23 protein-coding genes are annotated in these 24,535 nt (G+C 63.4%); 21 read left to right on the top strand and 2 right to left on the bottom strand.

Annotated elements, in window-relative coordinates:
• Positions 1-87: 87 nt before the first annotated feature.
• Entirely contained in the window at positions 88-1,341 is a 1,254-nt protein-coding gene (locus LB513_RS20280) for an NAD(P)/FAD-dependent oxidoreductase (RefSeq protein ID WP_224665293.1), read from the bottom strand.
• 432 nt (positions 1,342-1,773) lie between these two features.
• On the opposite strand from LB513_RS20280, the gene LB513_RS20275 reads away from it, so the two are divergent.
• The 17 genes from LB513_RS20275 to trmB all read left to right on the top strand — a co-directional run bounded on the left by LB513_RS20275 (position 1,774) and on the right by trmB (position 18,457).
• Entirely contained in the window at positions 1,774-3,063 is a 1,290-nt protein-coding gene (locus LB513_RS20275) for an imelysin family protein (protein WP_224665292.1), read from the top strand.
• A 136-nt stretch (positions 3,064-3,199) separates the two neighbouring features.
• Positions 3,200-3,511 carry a (2Fe-2S)-binding protein gene (locus LB513_RS20270; protein ID WP_224665410.1) on the top strand — a complete coding sequence of 104 codons (312 nt, stop codon included), beginning with the start codon at positions 3,200-3,202 and terminating at the stop codon, positions 3,509-3,511.
• Positions 3,477-3,962: a bacterioferritin gene (gene bfr, locus LB513_RS20265; RefSeq protein WP_224665291.1), complete on the top strand. Its 486-nt coding sequence runs from the start codon at positions 3,477-3,479 to the stop codon at positions 3,960-3,962. The genes LB513_RS20270 and bfr overlap by 35 nt, the downstream gene beginning before the upstream one ends.
• Positions 3,963-3,974: 12 nt before the next feature.
• Positions 3,975-5,576, top strand: coding sequence for a di-heme oxidoredictase family protein (locus LB513_RS20260; RefSeq protein ID WP_224665290.1), 1,602 nt, complete (start codon positions 3,975-3,977; stop codon positions 5,574-5,576).
• Positions 5,576-6,655 (top strand): imelysin family protein, encoded by a 1,080-nt coding sequence (locus tag LB513_RS20255; RefSeq protein WP_224665289.1) that lies wholly within the window; start codon positions 5,576-5,578, stop codon positions 6,653-6,655. The genes LB513_RS20260 and LB513_RS20255 overlap by 1 nt, the downstream gene beginning before the upstream one ends.
• Before the next feature lie 2 nt (positions 6,656-6,657).
• Complete coding sequence (locus LB513_RS20250) at positions 6,658-7,764, top strand: DUF1513 domain-containing protein (RefSeq protein WP_224665288.1); 1,107 nt, start codon at positions 6,658-6,660, stop codon at positions 7,762-7,764.
• Positions 7,765-7,873: 109 nt separating this feature from the next.
• A complete protein-coding gene (tsaB, locus tag LB513_RS20245; RefSeq protein WP_224665287.1) occupies positions 7,874-8,551 on the top strand; it encodes a tRNA (adenosine(37)-N6)-threonylcarbamoyltransferase complex dimerization subunit type 1 TsaB in 678 nt (225 codons plus the stop codon).
• Positions 8,551-9,045, top strand: a complete 495-nt coding sequence (gene rimI / locus LB513_RS20240; RefSeq protein WP_224665286.1) for a ribosomal protein S18-alanine N-acetyltransferase — start codon at positions 8,551-8,553, stop codon at positions 9,043-9,045. Before tsaB ends, rimI begins: the two co-directional genes overlap by 1 nt.
• A 20-nt stretch (positions 9,046-9,065) precedes the next feature.
• Positions 9,066-9,866, top strand: a complete 801-nt coding sequence (locus LB513_RS20235; RefSeq protein WP_224665285.1) for a lysophospholipid acyltransferase family protein — start codon at positions 9,066-9,068, stop codon at positions 9,864-9,866.
• Positions 9,867-9,942: 76 nt separating this feature from the next.
• Positions 9,943-11,352 (top strand): tRNA (N6-isopentenyl adenosine(37)-C2)-methylthiotransferase MiaB, encoded by a 1,410-nt coding sequence (gene miaB, locus LB513_RS20230; RefSeq protein ID WP_411962729.1) that lies wholly within the window; start codon positions 9,943-9,945, stop codon positions 11,350-11,352.
• A gap of 83 nt (positions 11,353-11,435) precedes the next feature.
• The gene (locus tag LB513_RS20225; RefSeq protein WP_224665409.1) at positions 11,436-12,428 is read left to right on the top strand and encodes a PhoH family protein; all 993 of its coding nucleotides are present in this window, start codon (positions 11,436-11,438) and stop codon (positions 12,426-12,428) included.
• 18 nt (positions 12,429-12,446) lie between these two features.
• Positions 12,447-12,947 carry an rRNA maturation RNase YbeY gene (ybeY, locus tag LB513_RS20220; RefSeq protein ID WP_224665283.1) on the top strand — a complete coding sequence of 167 codons (501 nt, stop codon included), beginning with the start codon at positions 12,447-12,449 and terminating at the stop codon, positions 12,945-12,947.
• Between the two features lie 27 nt (positions 12,948-12,974).
• On the top strand, positions 12,975-14,042 hold the full coding sequence (locus LB513_RS20215) for a hemolysin family protein (protein WP_224665282.1): 1,068 nt from the start codon (positions 12,975-12,977) through the stop codon (positions 14,040-14,042).
• Between the two features lie 110 nt (positions 14,043-14,152).
• Entirely contained in the window at positions 14,153-15,742 is a 1,590-nt protein-coding gene (gene lnt, locus LB513_RS20210; protein ID WP_224665281.1) for an apolipoprotein N-acyltransferase, read from the top strand.
• 138 nt (positions 15,743-15,880) lie between these two features.
• The gene (locus tag LB513_RS20205) at positions 15,881-16,300 is read left to right on the top strand and encodes a helix-turn-helix domain-containing protein (RefSeq protein WP_224665280.1); all 420 of its coding nucleotides are present in this window, start codon (positions 15,881-15,883) and stop codon (positions 16,298-16,300) included.
• Positions 16,301-16,469: 169 nt separating this feature from the next.
• Complete coding sequence (gene metK / locus LB513_RS20200; RefSeq protein ID WP_224665279.1) at positions 16,470-17,735, top strand: methionine adenosyltransferase; 1,266 nt, start codon at positions 16,470-16,472, stop codon at positions 17,733-17,735.
• 20 nt (positions 17,736-17,755) lie between these two features.
• On the top strand, positions 17,756-18,457 hold the full coding sequence (gene trmB / locus LB513_RS20195; protein ID WP_224665278.1) for a tRNA (guanine(46)-N(7))-methyltransferase TrmB: 702 nt from the start codon (positions 17,756-17,758) through the stop codon (positions 18,455-18,457).
• Between the two features lie 29 nt (positions 18,458-18,486).
• Here trmB and LB513_RS20190 read toward each other — a convergent pair whose 3' ends face one another.
• Positions 18,487-18,651: a hypothetical protein gene (locus LB513_RS20190; protein ID WP_224665277.1), complete on the bottom strand. Its 165-nt coding sequence runs from the start codon at positions 18,649-18,651 to the stop codon at positions 18,487-18,489.
• A gap of 292 nt (positions 18,652-18,943) precedes the next feature.
• Here LB513_RS20190 and rimP point away from each other — a divergent pair, with 292 nt between their 5' ends.
• The 4 genes from rimP to infB are packed head-to-tail and all read left to right on the top strand — an operon-like array spanning position 18,944 to position 24,502.
• The gene (gene rimP, locus LB513_RS20185; RefSeq protein ID WP_224665276.1) at positions 18,944-19,591 is read left to right on the top strand and encodes a ribosome maturation factor RimP; all 648 of its coding nucleotides are present in this window, start codon (positions 18,944-18,946) and stop codon (positions 19,589-19,591) included.
• A gap of 47 nt (positions 19,592-19,638) precedes the next feature.
• Positions 19,639-21,234, top strand: a complete 1,596-nt coding sequence (nusA, locus tag LB513_RS20180) for a transcription termination factor NusA (protein WP_224665275.1) — start codon at positions 19,639-19,641, stop codon at positions 21,232-21,234.
• Between the two features lie 38 nt (positions 21,235-21,272).
• Positions 21,273-21,923, top strand: coding sequence for an RNA-binding protein (locus tag LB513_RS20175; RefSeq protein ID WP_224665274.1), 651 nt, complete (start codon positions 21,273-21,275; stop codon positions 21,921-21,923).
• Complete coding sequence (gene infB, locus LB513_RS20170) at positions 21,920-24,502, top strand: translation initiation factor IF-2 (RefSeq protein WP_224665273.1); 2,583 nt, start codon at positions 21,920-21,922, stop codon at positions 24,500-24,502. Before LB513_RS20175 ends, infB begins: the two co-directional genes overlap by 4 nt.
• Positions 24,503-24,535 lie beyond the last annotated feature (33 nt).

Here is a 24,535-nt window from a genome sequence, read left to right as displayed (position 1 = left end):
TACGGACCCCCGTGGGGGCCGCTTTGGGGCGGCGCCCGGCGCACCCCAATGCTTCGCGACGGCCATGACAAGGGGAGGGAAGGGCGCCTAGCCCGCAGCCCTAGCCGCCCCATTCTGCTGAAACGTGGCCAAGGCCGCTTTCAGCCCTTCTGGGCCGAGGGCCACTGTCTCGGGCCTGGGCGAGAAGCCCGCGCCAAGCATCTTGCGGCCGAGCATGTGGTCGCCGGGACGATTGACCGATTCGATGCCGAGCAGGCGGTCTCCCGCGAAGTGATAGATCGAGAACTTGTTCTCTGGCAGGTCGCCCAGCACGACATGGCTGTCGCCGCCGGCGGTCAGCCCAACCATCTGCAGCTTCATGTCGCCGATGTCGGACCAGAACCACGGCACGGCCGAGTATGCATCCACATGGCCTGATATGGTGCGCGCGGCGAGCCGCGCCTGATCGGTGGCGTTCTGTACCGATTCCAGTCGCACGTCACCCCCGGTGAACCAGTGCCGGTAGGAGGCCGCGTCGCCTATGGCGAGGATCTGCGGCGCCGAACTGCGCATCTGGTGATCGACGCGGATGCCATTGGCGATGGCGAGGCCGGCTTCCTGCGCCAGTTCGACATTGGGCACGGCCCCGACGCCGACGATGACCATGTGCGCCGGCAGTCTTTCTCCGGTCGATGTTATCGCGGCCGCGACATGGCCGTTCTCCCCTTCCAGCCTTGCAATCGTGGTGCCGGTGAGAATGCGCACCCCGGTTGCTTCCAGCCGCAGGCGGACATGGCCCGCCACCACCGGCGCCACGGCGCGGCCGAGCAGACGATCAGCCGCTTCGACCACTGTCACCGCACGGCCGGCGGCTTTCAACGTCGCTGCGATCTCAAGCCCGATGAAGCCTCCACCGAGGATGACGACCTCGTCACTTCGCGCGCTGAGCTCGCGGATTTGCCGTGCATCGTTCAGCGAGCGAAGCGACACCACGCCCGACAGGTCAGAACCCGGCAGCGGCAGGACGCGAGGGCGCGATCCTGTCGCCATTACCAGATGGTCGAAGGCAAGCGTCCCGCCACCGGCAATGTCCAGGAGCCGCCGCCCCGCATCGATCCGCTCGATCCTGATGCCGGGGCGGAAGTCGATGGCGCTGCTCGTGTAGAAGGTTTCCCCACGCAAGGGCTGTGGCCTGGCATCCCCGTCCTTGATGAAAGTCTTCGAGAGCGGCGGCTTGTGGTATGGCAGTTCGTTCTCGTCGCTGACGAGGACCACCGGTCCGTCATAGCCGTCCTCGCGCAGACTGGCGGCCGCCTGCACGCCAGCATGACCCGCACCGACAATGACAACCCCGTTCTTCATCGCATTCAAATCCCGATTCGATCGTAGCTGCGCTCGCCACGCCGCGATTGTCTGACGCCGCCGCCACGATGCGTTTGCGGGTCGCACCCGGAATGGCGCCTGTCAACTGCACAGTTCCGCAGCGCAGCTGGCCAAAGCATGCATAAAGTTGATAGTTACAGTTTAGAATAATTCTAAACTATTGTTTCAATTGGCTTTTCCTGCCGATTTTCGTTGACTTCGTGAAGCCGCGCCGCTTTATGAGGGCTCGCGCCCCGGCGCATCCCTTTAATGGTTGGGCCTTGAACCCTTTCGATTGGAGGCATTTGGATGTCTTTCTTCCGCGGACCGCGCAACAGCGCGTCACGTCTTGCGCCTCACGGCACCCCCACGGCCCGGCGCGGTTTTGCGCGCGCGCCATTTATGGAATTTCCCAGGAACTGGAGAGCGATAATGACGGCACGATATGGCGGCAGGCTTGCGGCGATCGGCGCCACGGCGCTGCTGACGGCAGCGATATTTGTGCTGCCGGCAAAGGCGCAAACCGATGTCAAGGCGGTCATCACGACCTACTCCGATATCGCGCTGGCAAAATACGAGGATTCGCTGACCACCGCTCAGGCGCTCGACAAGGCTGTCGACGCCCTGCTGGCAAGCCCGTCGGCCGAGACGCTCGCTGCCGCCCGCGACGCTTGGAAGGCCTCGCGCGTTCCCTACCAGCAGACCGAGGTCTACCGGTTCGGCAACAAAATCGTCGACGACTGGGAAGGGAAAGTGAACTCCTGGCCGCTCGATGAAGGCCTGATCGATTATGTCGCCAAGAGCTACGGCGCCGAATCGGACGCCAACGCGCTCTATACGGCCAATGTGATCGCCAACAAGGAGATCGAGATCAACGGCAAGAAGGTCGATGCGACGAACCTCACGCCGGATTTCCTGTCCGGCACGCTGCAGGGGGCCGGCGGCATTGAGGCCAATGTCGCCACTGGCTATCACGCCATCGAATTCCTGCTTTGGGGCCAGGACCTGCATGGCACCGGACCCGGTGCCGGCGAGCGTCCCTACACGGACTATGATTTTAAGAACTGCACCGGCGGGAATTGCGATCGCCGCGCTCAGTATCTGAAGTCGGCCACCGATCTCCTGGTCTCCGACCTTCAGGAGATGGTCGGCGATTGGAAGCAGGATGGCGCCGCGCGCAAGGCCCTCCTCGAGGGCGAGCCGAACACCGCCGTCGCGACGATCTTCACCGGAATGGGCTCGCTCTCCTACGGCGAACTGGCCGGCGAGCGCATGAAGCTCGGTCTGCTACTGCACGACCCGGAAGAGGAGCATGACTGCTTTTCCGACAACACCTACAATTCTCATCTCAACGACGCTGTCGGTATCCGCGCCGCCTACCATGCCAGCTATACAAGGCTCGACGGCACCGTCGTCTCCGGCCCCTCGGTCGCCGATATGGTGAAGGCGGCCGATCCGGCCATCGACAAGGAACTGTCGGACAAGCTCGACGTCACCGTCGCCAAGATGGAGGCCATCAAGGCCCGGGCCGAGGCCGGCGAGGCCTACGACCAGCAGATCGCGGAAGGCAATGCCGAGGGCAACGCTACCGTGCAGGCAGCGATCGACGCGCTGATAGACCAGACCAAATCGATCGAACGTGCCGTCGGCTCCCTGAAGCTCAACGCCATCGCCTTCGAGGGGTCCGACAGCCTCGACGCGCCGGACAAGGTCTTTCAGTGAAAACTGAAAATCATAGGCTTCGGTAAGTCATAACGCTGGAGCCCGATCTGGAGCCGTATGACTCGGTTTCAAATGGGCTCCAGGAAGGAACAAGCCACACGGCGTGAGAGGCGCCGTCAGCCAGCCGGGCACCAAGATGCTGATCTGCCATTGCAACATCATAACCGAGAAGGAGGTCGAGCAGACCATCATAGATCTGCTGGACAAGGACCCCTGGCAACTCATCGTGCCGGCAAAAGTCTACCACACGATGCAAAAGCGGGGCCGCTGTTGCGGCTGCTTCCCAAATGTGGTCGAAACGATCATTCGGGTCACCGAAAATTATCACGCCCGCTCGCAGACCAGCGGCGTGGATATCGTTTCACACCTGGATCGTGTCAGGAGCCTGCGCGGCCAATACGGGAGCAAACATCATGAAGGGCGATGCGCGGATCATAGAGCGGCTTAATGAGGCTCTTTTTCTGGAGCTCGGTGCGGTCAATCAGTATTGGGTGCATTTCCGCCTGCTTGAGGACTGGGGATACGCCAAGCTGGCAAAGAAGGAGCGGGCTGAATCGATCGAGGAGATGCACCATGCCGACCGGCTCGTGGCTCGCATCATCTTCCTGGAAGGCCATCCGAACCTGCAATCCCTGGCGCCGCTGCGCATCGGCCAGAACGTCAAGGAAGTTCTCGAATCCGATCTGGCCGGGGAATATGACGCGCGTACCGCCTACAAGCGTTCGCGCGAGATCTGCAACGAGGCCGGCGACTACGTGACGATGAAGCTGTTCGAGGAATTGCTGGCCGACGAGGAAGGGCACATCGACTTCTTGGAGACGCAGCTCGACCTGCTTGCCTCGATCGGCGAGGAAAAATACGGCCTGCTCAACGCCGCATCGGCGGACGAAGCGGAGTAAGGGCATGCGGGAATGCGGCGCCTGCTAGAATTCATGCGCCGCACGCGGCGAGCCGATGGCTTGCCGCCCCTTCGCAAAACGCTCGCCGGATCGGTACGCCCGCGCGGTGTCTTCCTCTTGTTGGCGCTCACGTCATCCGCTATCGCGGGTGATCTCCAGCCCTCCGTCCTTGCGACCGCGCGCACCGACCTGTCTGCGAAAGACCAGGCGCGCGTCAACGCCATCACCAGGCCGACATCGGATTTTGCAAAGCCCGAACAGTTCGAGCTGATGCAGGGCGGCGCCGGCACGTCGCGAAAGGACGTCAGCCGTGACTCCTTCTCGCAATCCTCGGCCAATATCGGCTTCGAGGAGGAGAGCACCTTCAAGCTCGGCAATGCGCTCTTCCGCAAGAACTGGGTGTCCTCGCCGTCTTCGACGCAGGCCTCCGACGGGCTCGGACCGCTGTTCAATGAGCGCGCCTGCCAGAACTGTCACCTTAAGGATGGCCGCGGGCGTCCTCCACAGGGCGACGCCGGCACCACCTCCATGTTCTTGCGACTGGCGCGCGAGGCCAGCGACGATGAAGAACGTGCGGAGATCGCCGACAAGCGCGCGCTAAACTTCCCCGACCCGGTCTACGGCACGCAATTGCAGGAACTGGCCGTGCCCGGCCTGCGAGGCGAGGGCAGGATGCATGTCGATTACCAGGAACGGAAGGTGACGCTGGCGGACGGCGCAGTGGTCGAGCTGCGCAAACCTACCTACTCGGCCATCGATCTCGCCTATGGGCCGCTTGATCCGCGCACCACGCTGTCGCCACGCCTGACACCGCCGATGATCGGCCTTGGCCTGATCGAGCAGATTGCGCCGGCGGATATTCTCGCCCTTGCCGATCCCGATGACCGGAACCGTGATGGCATTTCCGGAAGGCCGAACATCGTTCGTAATGGCGCGGGCGGCGAGTTGACGATTGGCCGTTTCGGCTGGAAGGCGCAGACCGCGTCGATTCGCCAGCAGGCGGCGGATGCCTTTGCCGGCGACATCGGCATCTCGACGCCGGAAGAGCCGAAACACTGGGGCGATTGCACAGCCGCGGAAGTGAAGTGCCTCGCAATGCCGAACGGCGCTCAGGAGCGCCTCGGCCCTGCCGAGGCTCCGGCGCCGGTGATGGATCTCGTCACTTTCTACTCACGAAACCTGGCCGTACCGGCGCGTCGCGATATCGACGCACGGCAGGTTCTCGCCGGCAAGAAGATCTTCTACGAGATCGGCTGCGTGTCCTGCCACACGCCCAAATTCGTCACCAGGCGCGATACGCCCGACAAGGCGCAGGCCTTCCAATTAATCTGGCCCTATTCCGACTTCCTGCTGCACGACATGGGACCCGGTCTGGCGGACGGTCAGGCCGTCGGCGACGGGACGGGCAGTGAGTGGCGCACCCCGCCGCTCTGGGGCGTAGGTCTCACCGCGACTGTCAACGGCAATGAATTTTTCCTGCATGACGGCCGCGCCCGCAGCTTGACCGAGGCCATCCTGTGGCATGATGGCGAGGCACGCAAGGCACGCGATGGTTTCGCAGGCGCCGACGCGGCTGATCGCGATGCGCTGATCAAATTCCTGGAGTCCCTTTGATGCTCAAGCGTTTCGTGCTGCTCCTGGTTTTTCCCTTGGCCTTGCTGGGCGTCTTCCCGGCCAGTGCAGCGGTGAAGGCTTCCGAAATCATCCAGCGGTCGATCGATGGCTTTGTCCGCCCGGCCTATGCCAGCCTGCATGATCACGCCCGGAATTTGACCGGTTCGATGCGCAAGCTCTGCGCCTCGCCTTCACAAGCGGAGCTCGACGTGGCACGCAAGGCGTTCGACGCCACTGTCTATGCCTGGTCATCGGCCGAAATCATCACCTTCGGGCCGATCAAGGAGAACAACCGGCTGGAACGCATGCTCTTCTGGCCCGACCGCAAGAGCATCGGCCTGAGACAGGTGCAGGCGGCCATGGCGGACAAGGACCCGACCGCCACCGATCCGCAGCGGCTCGCCGGCAAGAGTGTCGGCATGCAGGGGCTCGGCGCGCTCGAGTTCGTGCTTTACGGCGACGGCGCCGATACATTGGCGGGAAGGGACGATCCCTACCGCTGCGCCTACGGCGCCGCGATCGCAGGCAACATCGAAACCATGGCCGACGAGGTGAGCGACGCCTGGAACAAGCCGGACGGGTTTGCCGCTCTGTGGGCCAATCCGGGGCCGCAAAACGCGCTCTACCGCGACGGCAATGAAGCGGTGACCGAACTGGTCGGCGTCTTCATCAATGAGCTCGAAATGGTTCGCGACGTGCGCCTGAAAGCGTTCTTCGGCGGCAGGCCGGATGCCGACAGGCCGAAACAGGCGATTTACTGGCGCTCGCGCAACACCACCAGGTCGCTGGCCGGAAATCTGTCGGGAATGGACGACCTCTTCCAGGCCTCGAAGCTTGGCGATGCGCTGCCCTCCGACGCACGCTGGATGGCGGAATCGATCCATATCCAGCTGGTCAACGGCGTCACAACCGCGAAGTCTGTTCAGGGTCCGATCGACAAGACGCTCAGCGACCCGAGACTGCGCGACACGCTCGACCATTTCGCGCTGATCACCTCTAGCCTGTCGACCCTGATCGGCACCAGGCTGACCGCCGAATTCGGCCTGACCGCCGGCTTCTCGTCGCTGGACGGGGATTGATCTTGAAAACGTCCCTGATAGATCGCCGCGATTTCCTCAAGGCGGCGGGCATCGGGCTCGCTTCGGCCATGACACCGACGGCGTGGGCAGCCACGCTCGCGGCGGATGCCATCTTCGCCACCGCTTTCGTCAAGCGCGACGGCAGTTTCGGCGCCGCGGTCCTGTCCGAGGCCGGCAAGGTCTTGCATGCGATCGACCTGCCAGATCGGGGCCACGACGTCACCTTCGATCCCATATCGAAGCGGTCTGTTGTGTTTGCCCGCCAGCCTGGCACTTTCGCCGTGGTTTTCGATCACACCGGCCGCGCCGCGCCGCTCACCATCGCCAGCATCAGCGGTCGCCATTTCTTCGGCCATGGCGTTTTCTCCCCCGATGGCGCCTTGCTCTACGCCACCGAAAATGATTTCGACAACGCGGCCGGCGTAGTCGGAATCTATGATGCGCGGGCGAAGTTCAGCCGCGTCGGCGAATTCCCGACCTACGGCATGGGGCCGCATGAATTGCTTCTGCTTGGTGACGGCAGGACAATCGCCGTTGCCAATGGCGGCATCGAGACCCATCCGGACTATGGTCGCGCCGAACTGAACATCGCTACCATGAAGCCGTCTTACGTGCTGATCGACCGAGTCACCGGCGACCTGATCGAGAAGCACGAACTGCCGTCGGCCCTGCACCAATTGTCCATCCGCCACATGGATACCGACCGGTCCGGCACCGTCTGGTTCGGTTGCCAGTACCGGGGACCGGGAACCGACAGCCCGTTGCTGGTCGGCCGCGCCGCGCGCGGCAAGGAATTACAACTGCTGGACATGCCGTCGGAAATTCTTTCCGCCCTGCGCAACTATATCGGCTCGGTCTCCGCCAATCCTGCCGCCGGCACCGTGGCGGTCTCCTCGCCGGAAGGCAATTCGCTCGTTGTCTTCGATGCGGCGAGCGGACGCGCCGTTTCAAACCGCGCGCTGGTCGAAGTCTGCGGCCTTGCGCCAGACAGAACCGGCTTCATGGCCACTACCGGCGCCGGCGAGATCGTCGAGAGAAGCGGTATGACGCGATCCGAACCGGACTATGTGTGGGACAACCACATGCTGCGCATCGAGCCGGCCGCCTAGGCCGCTGTCCGCCCGGCTGAAACCAAGCCGCTTAACAATTGTGCACTATCCTCTTGCGATGGCACGCCATGGCGGGCAGAGGAAGCGTGGTTCTTGAACTGGGCACTTCATGAAATTGCTTGCCATAGACTGTGCCGCCAATCTATGCGCCGCCTGCGTCTATGACGCAGCGGCGAATCGGGAGCTCGGCCGCTCGGTGCTCGATCTCGGCAAGGGCCATGCCGAACACCTGATGGCTGTCATTGCCGAAGCGCTGAAGGAGGCGGCAATGGACTATGCCGGTCTCGACGCCATCGCCGTCTCCGTCGGCCCTGGGTCGTTTACCGGCCTGCGCGTCGGGGTCTCGACGGCGCGCGGGCTGGCGCTGGCTCTGAACATCCCGGCCATCGGCGTGACGACGCTCGAGGCGCTGGCCGCGGATGCGGCATCGGCATTTCCGGGCCGCGCCGTGCTCGTCGCGCTCGATGCCGGACGAGAGGAAATCCACGCCGCTCTGTACAACGAAAAGTCAGACCTGACTTGCGGTCCATCAGTGATCGCACTGCCTGAGGCGGTCGCCATGGCGACGAAGCATTCCGTGGTGCTGGCCGGCACCGCCGCCGCGCAAATCGCTGCATCGACCGGAGTTGGTTTTGATGTCGGTCCTCGGACACCGACCGCTGATATCGCGACCTACGCCCGTCGCGCCGCCGCCAAAGGCGCCGGCGAGAGGCCGAAGCCGCTCTATCTGCGCGGCGCCGACGCAAAGCCCCAGGCCGGATTCATTTTGTCGAGGCAACGGAGTTAATGCGCATTCCTTTCCTCCATGGTCGCCGCCGGGACTACGCGCTGCAGCCGTTGAAGATCGCCGACAGCGAGGCGGTCTCGCTGCTGCATAGTGAGGATTTCGTCCGCCCCTGGAGCGACGGAGAATTCGCCGCCTTGCTCGAACAGGGCACCGTGTTCGGCTATGCAGCGCGTGAAACCGGGCAGGGCGCCAAGCCGCCTGTCGGCTTCGTGCTGGCAAGGCTCGCGGCCGGCGAGGGCGAAATCCTCACCGTCGCGGTCGCGCGGTCGCATCGCCGGCAGGGGCTGGGCTGGCAACTGATGGACGCGGTGCTGCGCGAACTGCACGCGCAACGCGCCGAGGCGCTGTTCCTCGAGGTTGACGAGACCAACGCCGCTGCGATCGCGCTTTACAGGCGGCTTGGCTTTCGTGAGGTGGGCAAGCGGCCGAATTACTACAGATCGCCCGAGCACGGACCGACCGGCGCGCTTGTCATGCGCCGCGATCTTCGCTAGCCAGAGGCCGGGGTAGGGCGATGATCAAGAAAATCAGGATTATCCTGGCGCTGGGATTTGTCGCCGCCGGCTCAGCTGTGCTGGTCCCTCTGCAGATCCTGTCGATGAAGACCGGCTGGTGGCCGGAAACCGTGATCCTCAAGATCTGGCACAGGATGATCATCCGGGCGCTCGGCATGCGCATCCATGTCAGGGGAGCACTGTCGGAGCACCGTCCTCTGCTCGTGGCAGCGAACCATATTTCCTGGACCGACATCATGGTTCTCGGCTCCTTTGCCGATGTGAAGTTTATCGCCAGGGCCGATATGGCAGGCTGGCCGCTGATCGGCATGCTCTCGAAATTGCAGCGCACCGTCTTTATCGAGCGCGAGCGCAAGCGCTCCTCAGGCGATCAGGCCAGCGAAATCGGCAGCCGCATGGCCAAGGGCGATGCCATGGTTTTGTTCGCCGAGGGCTCGACGGGCGATGGCAACATGATCCTGCCGTTCAAGAGCACGCTGTTCGGCGCCGCTTCGATGGCGATTACGGAAGGTGCCGCCCAGCAGGTCTTCATCCAGCCGGTGGCGATCGTCTATACACGCCTGCATGGCGTGCCGCTCGGCCGCAGGCACCGCACGATTGCCGCCTGGATCGGGGACGAGGACCTGATGCCGCATCTCAAGGTGCTGATGGCCGAGGGCGCTCTCGACGTAGAGGTCCATTTCGGCGAGGCGATCACCTTTTCCAAGGGCTCGAACCGCAAGGAAATAGCCAAACTGATGGAAAGACAGGTGAGCGCCATGGTGCAGGCTGCGCTCACCGATCCGCTCCCGAGCCGATAGCGGAGCCTGGCGCCTGCAGAGCGCATCCCGAGAATCCGTCTGTTTTTTGTCATCAAAAGGCGTTAGAAGCCGGCGGATGGACTTGAACACGATTAAAAGCGACGGCATCGGCGGCGCAGCCGGGGAGCCCGCGATGCTCCCGACGACGGCGAAAAAGGTCTTCATCAAGACCTATGGCTGCCAGATGAACGTCTATGATTCACAGCGCATGGGCGATGCGTTGGCCGCCGACGGCTACACCGCCACCGATGCCATTGGCGAGGCCGATCTCGTGCTGCTCAACACCTGCCACATCAGGGAAAAAGCGGCCGAAAAGGTCTATTCCGAACTCGGCCGCATCCGCGACATGAAGGCCGAACGCGCCTCGACGGGCCGTGAGATGGTGATCGGCGTCGCAGGCTGCGTGGCGCAGGCCGAAGGCGCCGAGATCATCCGCCGCTCGCCGGCCGTCGATCTGGTCATCGGCCCTCAGACCTATCACCGCCTGCCCAGCGTGCTGGCGCGTGTGCGCGGCGGCGAGAAGATCGTCGAGACCGACTACGCAATCGAAGACAAGTTCGACCACCTGCCGCGGCCCGAGCGCGCCGAAATCATCAAGCGCGGTGTCACGGCTTTCCTTACGGTGCAGGAGGGATGCGACAAATTCTGCACCTTCTGCGTGGTGCCCTATACCAGGGGCTCCGAAGTATCGCGGCCGGCGGCGCGGATCGTTGCCGAGGCAGAGCGCCTAGCCGAGGCCGGCGTGCGCGAGGTGACCCTACTTGGCCAGAACGTCAATGCCTGGCATGGGCAGGGGCCGGATGGCAAGGAGTGGGGTCTTGGCCGGCTGCTGTCCAGGCTGGCCGAAATTCCCGGACTTGCGCGGTTGCGTTACACCACCAGCCATCCGCGCGACATGGATGACGAATTGATCGCGGCTCACCGCGACCTGGCGGCGCTGATGCCTTATCTCCATCTGCCGGTGCAATCGGGGTCCGACCGCATCCTCAAGGCAATGAACCGGCGGCATACGGCGAAGGATTATCTGGCGCTGCTCGACCGCATCCGTGCCGCTCGGCCCGATATTGCGCTTTCGGGCGATTTCATCGTCGGTTTCCCCGGCGAGACGGAAGCCGATTTCGAGGCGACCATGGATCTGGTGCGCCAGGTGAACTACGCTTCGGCGTTCTCATTCAAATACTCGCCGCGCCCTGGCACGCCGGGCGCCGAGATGGCCGATCATGTGTCGGAAGCCGTCAAGGACGAGCGACTGCAAAGGCTGCAGGCCCTGCTCCTCAAGCAGCAGCAGGATTTTGGGTCGAGCCTGGTCGGCGGTGTCATCGACACGCTGATCGAGAAGCCTGGCCGCCAGGCTGGCCAGAAGGTTGGACGCTCGCCTTGGCTGCAGCCGGTTATTGTTGATGAAAAGGCCGGCGAAATCGGCGACATTATCAAGGTACGAATCACGAAGACGGGCTACAATAGCCTGTTCGCCGAATTGGCCTGAGGGTCTCGGCAGATGAGGAGAGACGGTTGAGCGCAGCAGAGCTGAAGAACCTGCCCCCGGTACCGGCGTCTGGCGCTTCTGACATGGCGCACATCGTTCTGACTTTCGACAACAACAAGCTTGCCAGCGCACTTTACGGCCAGTTCGATGAGAATCTGGCCCGGCTTGAGCAGAAGCTCGGCGTCGACATTCGTTCGCGCGGCAACCAGTTGACCATCAAGGGCTCCGCTCCGGCAGCCGAGCAGGCGCGCAGGGCCTTGGACAATCTGTACGGCATTCTGCAGAAAGGCGTCGATATCGGCCAGTCGGACGTCGACGGCGCGGTTCGCATGGCGATGGCCGCCGATGACCAGCTGACGTTGCCGACGCTGGAGCGCAAGGGCAAGGTCTCTGCCGCGCAGATATCCACCCGCAAGAAGACCATCTATGCCCGGTCGTTGAACCAGGACGCCTATATGCGGGCGCTGGAACGGTCGGAACTGGTGTTCGGGATCGGTCCGGCCGGCACGGGCAAGACCTATCTGGCTGTGGCGCATGCGGCGATGCTGCTGGAACGCGGCATGGTCGAACGCATCATCCTGTCGCGTCCTGCGGTCGAGGCCGGCGAGCGGCTTGGCTTTCTGCCGGGCGATATGAAGGAAAAGGTCGATCCCTATCTGCGTCCGCTCTATGACGCGCTTTACGACATGATGCCGGCGGACAAGGTCGAGCGCGCCATTGCCGCCGAAGTCATCGAGATCGCGCCGCTCGCCTTCATGCGCGGCCGCACGCTGGCGCACGCGGCCGTCATCCTCGACGAGGCGCAGAACACCACACCAATGCAGATGAAGATGTTCCTGACGCGCCTGGGCGAGAATTCGCGGATGATCGTCACCGGCGACCCGACCCAGATCGACCTGCCCCCGAGCACCAAATCCGGCCTTGTCGAAGCCCTGCGAGTGCTCGACGGCGTGGCGGGCGCGGTGACCGTGCGCTTCAACGATGTCGACGTCGTCCGCCACCCGCTCGTCGCTGAAATCGTCAGGGCCTACGACCGTGACGCCAAGCTCGCGCGCGGCCTCGGTGCCGAGAACTGATCCCGGCGATGCGACTTCATGCCTGAGGACAAACTATCCGTCGACGGGCATTCCCCCGTCGACATCGACATATCGATCGAGGCGGGCGCCTGGCCCAATGAGGTCAGCCTGACGCGGCTGGTCGATCGGGCGGTCGATGCCGCTTTCGCCGAGACCGGCGTGACGGGGCATTCCGAACTCAGCATCGTGTTTTCCGACGACGCCCATATCCAGACCCTCAATGCCGGCTGGCGCGGCAAGGACAAACCAACCAACGTCTTGTCTTTCCCAGCTTTTCCCTATGTGCAGGGCAAGCCGCTTCCGCCGATGCTGGGGGATATAGTGCTGGCCGCCGAGACGGTTTCACGCGAAGCCGCGCTGGAAGACAAGCCCGTCGAGAACCATATCACCCATCTCGTCATCCATGGCCTGCTGCACCTGCTCGGCCATGATCACGAGACCGATGCCGAGGCTGAAGAGATGGAGGCCATCGAGCGCGCAGCGCTTGCGAGGCTTGCCATCCCCGATCCCTACGCGTAACTACATCTGACAATTGACCGGACGACGATGAACGACAAACCAGAGACTGCCGCCCGCCCCGAAGCCGGCAGTGCGACCAAGGCTTCCGAGACATCGGAAGAGGGATCAAGTCCCAGTACCGTCAGCGTAGCCAGCGAGCCATCGCCTGCCGGGCCTTCCCTGTTCGACCGCGTGATTGGCCTGTTCCGTCACCGCAACGGAACCAGCCTGCGCGAGGAAATCGCCGGCGCGCTTGCGGAAACGACGAGCGATGCGGAATCATTCTCGCCCGGCGAACGCGCCATGCTCAACAATATCCTGCGCTTGCGCGAGGTGCGTGTCGAGGACGTCATGGTACCGCGCGCCGACATCGAGGCGGTCGAGATCACGACCACGCTGGGCGATCTGCTGGGCACTTTCGAGCAGTCCGGCCATTCCCGCATGCCGGTTTATTCCGAGACGCTCGACGACCCGCGCGGCATGGTCCATATCAGGGACGTGCTGGCCCATATCACCAAGATCGCGCGCGTCAGGAAGGGCCGGACGTCGAGGAAGATTCCGGTCGCTACTCAATTGGACCTCGCCCAGGTCGACCTCGCGCGCACCATCGGTGACCTGAACCTGATCCGTCCGGTTCTGTTCGTGCCACCGTCGATGCTTGCCTCGGATCTGATGGGTCGCATGCAGACAACGCGCACGCAGATGGCGCTGGTGATCGACGAGTATGGCGGCACGGACGGCCTCGTGTCGCTCGAGGACATCGTCGAGATGGTGGTGGGCGACATCGAGGACGAGCATGACGACGACGAGCCGATGATCACCCAGAGCGGTGACGGCGTGTACATTGTCGACGGCAAGGCCGAGATCGACGACGTTGCCAAGATGATCGGCGAGGATTTCGCTGCGGGCGAGCATGGCGAATATGTCGACACGATCGGCGGCATGATCTTCAACACGCTCGGCCGCGTCCCGGCCCGGGGCGAGGTCGTGCAGGCCATACCAGGGTTCGAGTTCCATGTGCTCGATGCCGATCCGCGCCGCGTCAAGCGTGTCCGTATCGTGCACAGCCAGAAGGCAGAGCGTCGTCGTCGCGCCGCGCGCACCGAGCAGGCCTAGGCTCTGGGCAGGGCTGCCGGCAATTCGGTGTCCGGCATCCCATGCCCCGTTTGGAGCGCGGACCGCGGCCTGCTAAATCTTGCGTCCTGATTCGCGACTGAGAAGTATGCATGCAGCGCCTTGCCGGCCGGATAATTCTGCTTTGGGGTTGGCGGCGTGCGCTCGTGGCGTTTTTGGCGGGCGCCTTGGCGGTTCTTGGCCAGGCGCCCTATGATTTCTTCGCCGCCTGTTTCATCTCGTTTCCGGTGCTGGTCTGGCTGATCGACGGCGCGACCGGCGATGCCTCGGATAGCCTGTTGCGACGCCTACGGCCGGCCTTCGCCGTCGGCTGGTGGTTCGGCTTCGGTTATTTTCTTGCCGGGCTCTGGTGGATCGGCTCTGCCCTCCTGGTCGAGGCCGACAGCTTCGCCTGGGCGCTTCCCTTCGCCTTGATCGGCATTCCCTTCGCGCTAGCCTTTTTCTATGGCTTTGCGGCGATGATCGCCCGCACCATGTGGACCAATGACATCGGCCGCATCGCTGCCCTTGCCTTCGGCTTTGCCCTGACGGAATGGCTGCGCGGCTTCCTGTTCACCGGTTTTCCATGGAATGCGATCGGCTACGCGGCCATGCCGGTGCCTCTGTTGATGCAAAGTATATCGATCACCGGCATGGTCGGCATGAATGCGCTCGCGGTGTTCGTCTTCGCGCTGCCGGCGCTGCTGGCGGCTCGACGGCACCTGCGGCTTGGCGCGGCGCTGTTTGTCCTGCTGATTGCCGCTCACGTCGGTTTCGGCTTCATCAGTCTGTCCGCTCCCGAAACTCCGGCGGCGCGCAGCCTGGATGTCCGCATCGTCCAGCCGGCTGTCGACTTGTCGGAAAAGTGGGACGCCTCGGTCCGCGACCGGATCTTCGCCACCTTGATGGGGCTCTCGGCCGAGGCCCCCGGGCCTGGTCGTCAAAAGCCCCAGCTGATCCTGTGGCCGGAAACCTCGGTGCCGTTTCTGTTCACCGAGCGCCCGGACGCATTGACCGCGTTGGGTGACATGCTGGCGCCCGGCCAGATGCTGATGGCCGGGGTCGTGCGCGAAGAGGGTTCGGGCGCGACTACCGACAGCCGCTACTACAATTCCGTGGTGGCTATCAACGACAAGGGCGAAATAGCGGATGCCGTCGACAAGGTTCATCTGGTTCCGTTCGGCGAATACCTGCCTTTCGCCGACCTGCTCAGCCGCTTCGGCCTCGAGCAACTGGTTGCCGGACCAATGAATTTTGCCGCCGGTAACGAACGGCACGCCATCATGCTACCCGACGGTCTCCGCGCGCTCCCCTTCATCTGCTACGAGGTGATCTTTCCCGATCTGGTCGAGAAGGGTGCCAAATCGGCAGAGCTTATAGTGAATGTCACGAACGACGCCTGGTTCGGCGACACGCCGGGCCCGTATCAGCATTTCAGGCAGGCTCAGATCCGCGCCGTTGAGAATGGATTGCCCCTGTTGCGCGCGGCCAACAACGGCATTTCCGCCGTCGTCGATCCACGCGGCCGTATCGTCGACGCGCTGGCGATCGACGCGCGCGGCGCCATCGATGTTCATTTGCCCATTTCCGCGCAGGCCGTCCTGTCGTCCGGCCAGCGACGCATTAACGGAATGCTGATCATGTTGCTGTTTGGCATGGCTGCGCTGATGCTGAGCGTAAGGCAAAGGCTACGCGCGAATTGACAGCCCGCACATTAGAAATTCATACTGTAACGCCTGAAATTTCGCGAAGCCGGTGGACCATTCTGTTGGGGCAGTTGCCTCCGGCTATTTTTGGGCAATAAAAAATTCTGAAAGCCGAAAAAATTCGGCGAGGAAAAAATGACAGAAGAAAACAAGAAGAAACCGAATCCGATCGACATCCATGTCGGCAGCCGTGTCCGGCTTCGCCGCAACATGCTGGGAATGAGCCAGGAGAAACTGGGCGAGAATTTGGGGATCACCTTTCAGCAAATTCAGAAATATGAAAAGGGCACCAACCGCGTCGGAGCCAGCCGCCTGCAGGCGATTGCTTCCATACTCGGCGTGCCTGTCGCCTTTTTCTTCGAGGACGCGCCTGGCCAGGAGGCCGTAGCCGGCCGTGGCTTCGCGGAAGATGCGTCGATGGCTTTCGCCGTCGAATTCTGCGGCAGCGCGGAGGGCCTTCAGCTCAACCGTGCCTTCGTCAAGATTGGCGACGCCAAGGTGCGCCGCAAGATCATCGAACTCGTCAAGGCCCTTTCCGCCGACGATTCCGACTGATCCGTGATCCTATTCCCACCGGCGGCTACGTGCCGCCGGTGGTACAAGATAAGTTCGCCGATATTCCTGCCATGGCCGCAGCGCCGCTTGACGAGCGGCGTCCCGCACCGCTAACACGTGGCGCGCCAAAATCGGCAGCCTGCCGATCGTTTTTCAAGAGGGGACACCCGTGACGCGGCAGAACTACTTGTTTACCTCGGAATCCGTTGCCGAGGGCCATCCCGACAAAGTCTGTGACCGGATCTCCGACGAGATCGTCGATCTGGTCTACCGCGAAGCCAAGAAGACCGGCATGGACCCTTGGAAGGTCCGCGTCGCCTGCGAGACGTTGGCAACCACCAACCGCGTCGTCATCGCCGGTGAGGTGCGTGTCCCCGAGACGCTGCTGAAGAAGGACAAGGCCGGCAACATCATCAAGGATGCCGCCGGGCATCCAGTCGTCAATCCGGCCAAGTTCAAGTCGGTCGCCCGCAAGGCGATCCGCGAGATCGGCTACGAACAGGCCGGGTTCCACTGGAAGACCGCCAAGATCGAAGTCCTGCTGCATGGCCAGTCGCCGGACATCGGCCAGGGCGTAGATAACGCCTCGGACCGCCAGGGCGAGGAGGGTGCGGGCGACCAGGGCATCATGTTCGGTTATGCCTGCCGCGAGACGCCGGATCTGATGCCGGCGCCGATCTATTACAGCCACAAGATTCTCGAACTTCTTGCTGCCGCGCGCCATGCAGGAAACGGCGAGGCTGGCAAGCTCGGTCCGGACGCCAAGAGCCAGGTCACCGTGCGCTATGTCGACGGCAAGGCCGCCGAGGCAACGCAGATCGTGCTGTCGACCCAGCATCTCGATGCGAGCTGGGACTCCAAGAAGGTCCGCCAGGTCGTCGAGCCCTATATTCGCCAGGCGCTGGGCGACCTCAAGATCGCTGACAACTGCATGTGGTACATCAACCCGACCGGCAAGTTCGTTATCGGTGGTCCAGATGGCGATGCCGGGCTGACCGGCCGCAAGATCATCGTCGACACCTATGGCGGTGCCGCGCCGCATGGCGGCGGCGCTTTCTCCGGCAAGGACACCACCAAGGTCGATCGTTCGGCCGCCTATGCGGCGCGCTATCTTGCCAAGAATGTTGTGGCGGCAAAGCTCGCAGAGCGTTGCACGATCCAGCTGTCCTACGCCATCGGCGTCGCCCAGCCCCTGTCGGTCTATGTCGACCTGCATGGCACCGGCACGGTTGACGAGGCAAAGCTGGAAGAGGTGCTGCGCACGGTGATGGACCTGTCGCCCTCCGGCATCCGCCGTCATCTCGATCTCAACAAGCCGATCTACGCCAAGACGTCGTCCTACGGCCATTTCGGCCGCAAGGCGGGCCGCGACGGGTCGTTTTCCTGGGAGAAGACGGATCTCGCCAAGGCGCTCAGGGACGCGGTCGCCGCCTGACGGCGGCGCCGGACCCCACCATGGACCAGCATGACAGACCAAGCCGCGCCACCGAAGCCTTCTTCGGTCGCCGGCGCGGCAAGACCATGCGTCCGCTGCAGGCGGCTGCCCTGGAGAGCGGCTTCGGACTATACCGGCTTGATCTGAATGCTGAACCGCCGCTCGACTTGCGCAGTCTGTTTGAAGCGGAAGTTTCGGCGGTTCGTCTCGAGATCGGCTTCGGCGGTGGCGAACACCTCCTGCATCGCGCGACCGAGCAGCCCTCGACCGGCTTCATCGGCGTCGAGCCCTTCGTCAACGGCATGGCCAAGATGATGATGGCGGTCAGCAACAGGCCGCTCGCCAATCTGCGGGTCCACGACGATGACGCTACCCGCCTGCTCGACTGGCTGCCGCGTGCATCGCTGGACGGCATCGATCTTCTCTATCCGGATCCTTGGCCGAAGAAGAAGCATTGGAAGCGGCGTTTCGTCAGTCCGGTCAATCTCGATCGCTTCGCACGCGTGCTGAAGCCGGGGGCAAGCTTCCGCTTTGCCTCCGACATCGATACCTATGTCAACTGGACTCTCCAACACTGCCGGGCGCACGCAGCGTTCCGATGGCAGGCTTCGGAAGCGGCGGATTGGCATCGGCCGTATGACGGGTGGCCAGGCACGCGCTATGAGGCAAAGGCCGTTCGCGAGGGCCGTCGGCCTGCCTACCTGACCTTTGTCAGGGCATAGAGAGCTAAGGCTGCCCTCGTTGCGGAGTTTCAGAAACGACCGATTCGGTTGAAGACGGCTGGATCCATGCCGAGATTGCGCAGATCGTCGGCGCGAGGCCTGCGGCCGGTTTCCACGGCGCGCGAGGCGGCAACCGCGCTGCCAAATGTGGTGAAGAGTTCGCCCAAGGCGGAAAATAATCTGCGATTGCTCATGATCTTGCCCTTTCGCACGCCACCGCGTGCCAGTCCTGTTCTTGTCGTGGCTAACAAGTAAGAGTGCGCCGCCTGGTCTCACAGGGGGATTGCCGCATGGCGGCCATGCGCCAGCGGCAGGGCTGACGCCGTCAGGGCTTTCGGCGGCGCGCCACGGCGGGCTTGAAACGCCGGCCGTGTTCGTCTATATAAGCCTCAAATTCTTGGTCGGTATGACGAAGAGTGGGTCCACCCGGTCCCGCTCTTTTTTATTACCCGCCGGCAGGATTTCGAATCGAGCGACAGGAACAGAATGACCGCAACGGCAAGCGAGGGCGACGACCGCATCATCCGCGAAAGCGGTATCGATGCGCGCATCGCGCAGATCGTCCAGCCGGTCTTGCGCGGCATCGGCTTTCGCCTGGTGCGGGTGCATTTGTCGGGCCAGAATGGCTTGACGCTGCAGATCATGGCCGAACGCGAGGACGGCACCATGACCGTCGAGGATTGCGAAGAGGTCAGCCGCGCTGTGTCGCCGGCGCTCGATGTCGATGATCCGATCGAAAAGGCATATCATCTCGAGGTCTCGTCGCCCGGTATCGACCGTCCGCTAGTCCGCAAATCGGATTTCGTCACGTGGGCCGGCCATCTGGTGAAGATGGAGACGTCGATCGTCGTTGCCGACCGCAAGCGCTTCAAGGGAAAGATCGTTGAAGCCGCCGAGAACGATGTGCTCATCGAACGCGACAAGGCCGCCTATGGCGAGGAGCCGACGGTGCGTGTCCCCTATGACGCGATTTCCGAAACGCGGCTGATCCTGACCGACGATCTTATTCGCGACGCGCTGTCGAAGGACAACAGGGCGCGCAAGGAAGCCAGGAAACGCCGCGGCGAGCCGGATGACGATACATCCGAAGGCGCGGAAGCGGACTCGGAAAACGAAACCGAACAGGAAAGCTGATTGAGCTGCCGGGCGAAGGTCCGGCCAACAGGCTCGGGAGAAAAAACATGGTTGTAAGCGCCAACAGACTCGAACTGCTGCAGATCGCCGACGCGGTCGCGCGTGAAAAGTCGATCGACAAGTCCATCGTCATCGCCGCCATGGCCGATGCGATCCAAAAGGCTGCGCGCTCTCGTTACGGCCAGGAGACCAATATCCGCGCCGACATCAATCCCAACACCGGCGAGATGAAGCTGCAGCGGCTGATGGAAGTGGTCGAGAAGGTTGACGACTACGCCACCCAGATCGCCATCTCCTCGGCCCGGGAGCGCAATCCCGACGCTCAGCTTGGCGACTTCATCGCCGAACAGCTGCCGCCGATGGATTTCGGCCGCATCGCCGCGCAGTCGGCCAAGCAGGTGATCGTGCAGAAGGTGCGCGAAGCCGAGCGCGACCGCCAGTATGACGAATACAAGGACCGCATCGGCGAGATCGTAAACGGCACCGTCAAGCGCGTCGAATATGGCAACGTCATCGTCGATCTCGGCCGCGGCGAGGCGGTCATCCGCCGCGACGAGCTGATCCCGCGCGAAAACTACAAATATGGCGACCGCGTGCGCGCCTATGTCTATGACGTGCGTCGCGAGCAGCGCGGCCCGCAGATCTTCCTTTCGCGCACTCATCCGCAGTTCATGGCCAAGCTGTTCACGATGGAAGTACCGGAAATCTACGACGGCATCATCGAGATCAAGTCGGTCGCTCGGGACCCGGGCTCGCGCGCCAAGATCGCGGTCATCTCGCGCGATTCCTCGATCGATCCGGTCGGCGCCTGCGTCGGTATGCGCGGCAGCCGCGTGCAGGCCGTCGTCGGCGAATTGCAGGGTGAGAAGATCGACATCATTCCGTGGTCGCCATCGGCCGCGTCCTTCATCGTCAACGCGCTGCAGCCCGCGGAAGTCGCCAAGGTGGTGCTCGACGAGGATGCCGAGCGCATTGAAGTCGTGGTTCCCGACGACCAGCTGTCGCTGGCCATCGGCCGGCGCGGCCAGAATGTGCGTCTCGCCTCGCAGCTCACCGGCTGGGATATCGACATCCTGACCGAGGCCGAGGAATCCGAACGCCGGCAGAAGGAATTCGTCGAGCGCTCGTCGCTGTTCATGGAAGCCCTCGACGTCGACGAGATGGTCGGCCAGGTGCTGGCCTCCGAAGGGTTCACCAGCGTCGAGGAAGTTGCCTATGTCGATTCCGGCGAAATCGCCTCGATCGATGGTTTCGATGACGATACCGCCTCGGAGATCCAGACCCGTGCCCGCGAATATCTCGAGAAGATAGAGGCCGAGCAGGACGACAAGCGCAAGGCGCTCGGCGTCTCGGACGCATTGCGCGAAATCCCCGGCATCACCACCGCCATGATGGTCACGCTGGGCGAGGACGGCGTGAAGACGATAGAGGATTTCGCTGGCTACGCCGCCGATGACCTCACCGGCTGGAAGGAACGCAAGGACGGCGAGACCAAAATATTCCCCGGCGTGCTGGCCAATCACGGCGTCACTCGCGCCGACGCCGAGCAGATGGTGCTCGCCGCCCGCCTCAAGGCTGGCTGGATCACCGAAGACGAGCTTGCGGCCGAAGAAGAATCGGCTGACGAAGCCGTTGGTGCGTGAGGTGAAACCGCATCGCACCGAACCCGCCCCTGGACGAGATGAATGATCGCACCTGCATTGTCACCCGCAGGCAGGCCGAACCAGATGAACTGATCCGGTTCGTCGTCGGCCCGGATACGGCCGTCGTTCCCGACATCAAGCGAAATCTGCCCGGCCGTGGTTGCTGGGTGAGCGCCGACCGCCTACATATCGACAAGGCGGCGGCGAAGAACCTCTTTGCCCGCGCCTTCAAGGCACAGGTGATCGTGCCGCCCGATCTTGGCGGCATGGTCGATGGGCTGCTTTCCAGATCCGCACTTGGCATGCTGGGTCTTGCCCGCAAGGCGGGCGCGATCTCGCTGGGCGCCACCAAGGTCGAGAGCGCGGTGCGCGGCGGTCTGGCGCTTTTCGTCCTTCACGCCACGGAGGCGTCGGACGATGGTGTGCGCAAGATCAGCCAGGCGCGACGGGCGACCGTCCACCTCGGCGGGCCTGCCATCCTTGCCTACAAACTTTTCTCCGAGGCCGAGTTGAGCTTGGCATTGGGGGGTACAAATGTGATACATGCTGCCGTTCTCGCGGGAGACGCGGGCAAGGCGGTCCAGAAGCGCATGGTTGCGCTCGACCGATATCGGGGCGGTACCCCGGACGATCTGGCAATGCTTGCGGCCGTTGCTGACGAAGATGATGCCGCAGAGGATATGGAATGAGCGATACGAAATCGGGCGACGACAAGACGTTGAGTGTTACGCCGAAGAAGACCTTGACGCTGAAGCGCCCCGGCATGGAACAGGGCACCGTGCGCCAGAATTTCTCGCATGGCCGCACCAAGTCGGTCGTGGTCGAGACCAAGAAGCGCAAGTTTTCGATGCCCGGCGACAAGCCGGAGCCGGTCGCTGCCGCGCCCGTGCCTGTCTTCACGCCGAAGCCCCCGGTCGTGGCCGCGCCTGTCGTGCAGGAAGCGCCTAAGGCGCCGCCTCCGCCTCCGAGGCCAGCTCCGGTAGAGCGCGGCGGCATGGTGCTGAACGAATTGTCGCGCAGTGAAATGGAAGCGCGCCGCAGGGCGCTCGAAGGCTCCAAGGTTCGCGAGGTCGAGGACCGCCAGCGTGCCGCCGAGGATGCCAAGCGACGCGCCGAGGACGAAGAACGCCGCCGCCGCGAGCGCGAGGAATCCGCGCGCCGCCAGGCCGAGGAAGAGGCGCGGTTGCAGACCGAGGCCGAATCCCGCCGCCGCGCCGAGGAAGAGGCACGTCGCCGCGCGCCCCAGGCCGCGGAACTGGCGACGGCCGACGAAGAGGAAGAGGTCAAGCCGAAGCGGCCAGGCGCCGGCGCGCCTATACGCCGTCCGGTCACGCCCGAAGTGGCGCGCCCGGCCAAGCCGACCAAGAGTGAGGAAGACCGCCGTCGCGGCAAGCTGACGCTGAACTCGGCTTTGTCCGATGAAGACGCACGGGCTCGTTCGCTGTCGTCGATGCGTCGCCGCCAGGAAAAATTCAAGCGCGCGATGCATAATGAGCCGCGCGAGAAAGTCATGCGCGAAGTGATCCTGCCCGAGACCATCACCATCCAGGAACTGGCGCAACGCATGTCCGAGCGTGCGGTCGACCTGGTCAAGTATTTCATGAAGCAGGGCCAGATCCTGAAGCCGGGCGACGTCATCGACGCCGATACTGCGGAACTGGTCGCCACCGAATTCGGCCACACGGTACGCCGCGTCGCCGAGTCCGACATCGAGGAAGGCCTGTTCAACATCGCCGACAATGCCGAGGACCTGGTTTCGCGGCCGCCTGTGGTGACGATCATGGGCCACGTCGATCACGGCAAGACCTCGCTGCTCGATGCCATCCGCAACGCCAATGTCGTGTCGGGCGAAGCCGGTGGCATCACCCAGCACATCGGCGCCTATCAGGTCGAGAAGAACGGTCACAAGATCACCTTCATCGACACGCCCGGCCACGCCGCGTTCACGGCGATGCGCGCCCGCGGCGCTCAGGCGACCGACATCGCCATCCTGGTGGTGGCGGCCGACGACAGCGTGATGCCGCAGACGATCGAATCCATCAGCCACGCAAAGGCTGCCGGTGTCCCGATCATCGTGGCGATCAACAAGATCGACAAGCATGATGCCGATCCGCAGAAAGTGCGTTCGGAACTGCTGCGCCACGAGGTCTTCGTCGAATCCATGGGCGGTGAAGTGCTGGACGTCGAAGTGTCGGCGACCAAGGGCACCAATCTCGACAAGCTGCTCGAGGCGATCCTGCTGCAGGCGGAAATCCTCGACCTGAAGGCCAATCCGGACCGTACCGCCGAGGGCGTCGTCATCGAGGCCCAGCTCGACAAGGGCCGTGGTCCGGTCGCCACCGTGCTGGTGCAGACCGGCACGCTAATGCCTGGCGACATTCTGGTCGCCGGCAACGAATGGGGCCGTGTGCGCGCCTTGGTCAACGATCGCGGCGGCCAGATCAAGGAAGCGCCGCCCGCCATGCCCGTCGAAGTGCTTGGCCTGCAAGGCACGCCGCAGGCCGGCGATCGCTTCGCCGTGGTCAACAACGAAGCCCGGGCCCGCGAGATCACCGAATATCGCCAGCGTCTGGCCCGTGAGAAGGCCGTTGCCAAGCATGCCGGCCAGCGCGGTTCGCTTGAACAGATGATGTCGCAGTTGCAGACAAGCGGGTTGAAGGAATTCCCGCTGGTCATCAAGGGCGACGTGCAGGGTTCGATCGAGGCGATCAATGCGGCGCTGGACAAGCTCGGCACCGACGAGGTGCGTGCGCGCATCGTCCATGCGGGCGCCGGCGCCATCACCGAAAGCGATGTGTCGCTGGCGGAGACGTCGGGGGCGGCAATCATCGGCTTCAATGTCCGCGCCAACGTGCAGGCACGGGCCGCCGCCGCGGCCGCAGGCATCGAGATCCGCTATTATTCGATCATCTACAACCTGGTGGATGACGTGAAGGCGGCTCTGTCGGGCTTGCTGTCTCCGGAGCGTCGCGAGACCTTCATCGGCAATGCCGAGATCCTCGAGATCTTCGACATCACCAAGGTCGGCAAGATCGCCGGCTGCCGTGTCACGGAAGGCAAGGTCGAGCGTGGTGCGGGCGTGCGCCTGATCCGCGACAACGTTGTCATCCACGAGGGCACGCTGAAGACGCTGAAGCGCTTCAAGGACGAGGTCTCGGAAGTTCCCGGCGGCCAGGAATGCGGCATGGCCTTCCAGAACTACGAGGACATGCGTGTCGGCGACGTCATCGAGTGCTTCCGCGTCGAGATGGTGACCCGGACCCTCTGATCTCCCGACGGCCAGGGTTCGGTCGGGATATAC

This window comes from Mesorhizobium sp. ES1-1, assembly GCF_020164785.1.
Taxonomy (GTDB): Bacteria; Pseudomonadota; Alphaproteobacteria; order Rhizobiales; family Rhizobiaceae; genus Mesorhizobium.
Note: the sequence above shows the minus strand (reverse complement) of the source record. Positions and strands in the feature narration are given on the sequence as shown.

Bases quoted from the DNA above. Each gene is read 5' to 3' on its own strand.
- LB513_RS20280 (WP_224665293.1), bottom strand. From the start codon at position 1,341: ATGAAGAACGGGGTTGTCATTGTCGGTGCGGGTCATGCTGGCGTGCAG.
- LB513_RS20275 (WP_224665292.1), top strand. From the start codon at position 1,774: ATGACGGCACGATATGGCGGCAGGCTTGCGGCGATCGGCGCCACGGCG.
- LB513_RS20270 (WP_224665410.1), top strand. From the start codon at position 3,200: ATGCTGATCTGCCATTGCAACATCATAACCGAGAAGGAGGTCGAGCAG.
- bfr (WP_224665291.1), top strand. From the start codon at position 3,477: ATGAAGGGCGATGCGCGGATCATAGAGCGGCTTAATGAGGCTCTTTTT.
- LB513_RS20260 (WP_224665290.1), top strand. From the start codon at position 3,975: ATGCGGCGCCTGCTAGAATTCATGCGCCGCACGCGGCGAGCCGATGGC.
- LB513_RS20255 (WP_224665289.1), top strand. From the start codon at position 5,576: ATGCTCAAGCGTTTCGTGCTGCTCCTGGTTTTTCCCTTGGCCTTGCTG.
- tsaB (WP_224665287.1), top strand. From the start codon at position 7,874: ATGAAATTGCTTGCCATAGACTGTGCCGCCAATCTATGCGCCGCCTGC.
- rimI (WP_224665286.1), top strand. From the start codon at position 8,551: ATGCGCATTCCTTTCCTCCATGGTCGCCGCCGGGACTACGCGCTGCAG.
- LB513_RS20235 (WP_224665285.1), top strand. From the start codon at position 9,066: ATGATCAAGAAAATCAGGATTATCCTGGCGCTGGGATTTGTCGCCGCC.
- miaB (WP_411962729.1), top strand. From the start codon at position 9,943: ATGGACTTGAACACGATTAAAAGCGACGGCATCGGCGGCGCAGCCGGG.
- LB513_RS20225 (WP_224665409.1), top strand. From the start codon at position 11,436: ATGGCGCACATCGTTCTGACTTTCGACAACAACAAGCTTGCCAGCGCA.
- ybeY (WP_224665283.1), top strand. From the start codon at position 12,447: ATGCCTGAGGACAAACTATCCGTCGACGGGCATTCCCCCGTCGACATC.
- LB513_RS20215 (WP_224665282.1), top strand. From the start codon at position 12,975: ATGAACGACAAACCAGAGACTGCCGCCCGCCCCGAAGCCGGCAGTGCG.
- lnt (WP_224665281.1), top strand. From the start codon at position 14,153: ATGCAGCGCCTTGCCGGCCGGATAATTCTGCTTTGGGGTTGGCGGCGT.
- LB513_RS20205 (WP_224665280.1), top strand. From the start codon at position 15,881: ATGACAGAAGAAAACAAGAAGAAACCGAATCCGATCGACATCCATGTC.
- trmB (WP_224665278.1), top strand. From the start codon at position 17,756: ATGGACCAGCATGACAGACCAAGCCGCGCCACCGAAGCCTTCTTCGGT.
- LB513_RS20190 (WP_224665277.1), bottom strand. From the start codon at position 18,651: ATGAGCAATCGCAGATTATTTTCCGCCTTGGGCGAACTCTTCACCACA.
- rimP (WP_224665276.1), top strand. From the start codon at position 18,944: ATGACCGCAACGGCAAGCGAGGGCGACGACCGCATCATCCGCGAAAGC.
- nusA (WP_224665275.1), top strand. From the start codon at position 19,639: ATGGTTGTAAGCGCCAACAGACTCGAACTGCTGCAGATCGCCGACGCG.
- LB513_RS20175 (WP_224665274.1), top strand. From the start codon at position 21,273: ATGAATGATCGCACCTGCATTGTCACCCGCAGGCAGGCCGAACCAGAT.
- infB (WP_224665273.1), top strand. From the start codon at position 21,920: ATGAGCGATACGAAATCGGGCGACGACAAGACGTTGAGTGTTACGCCG.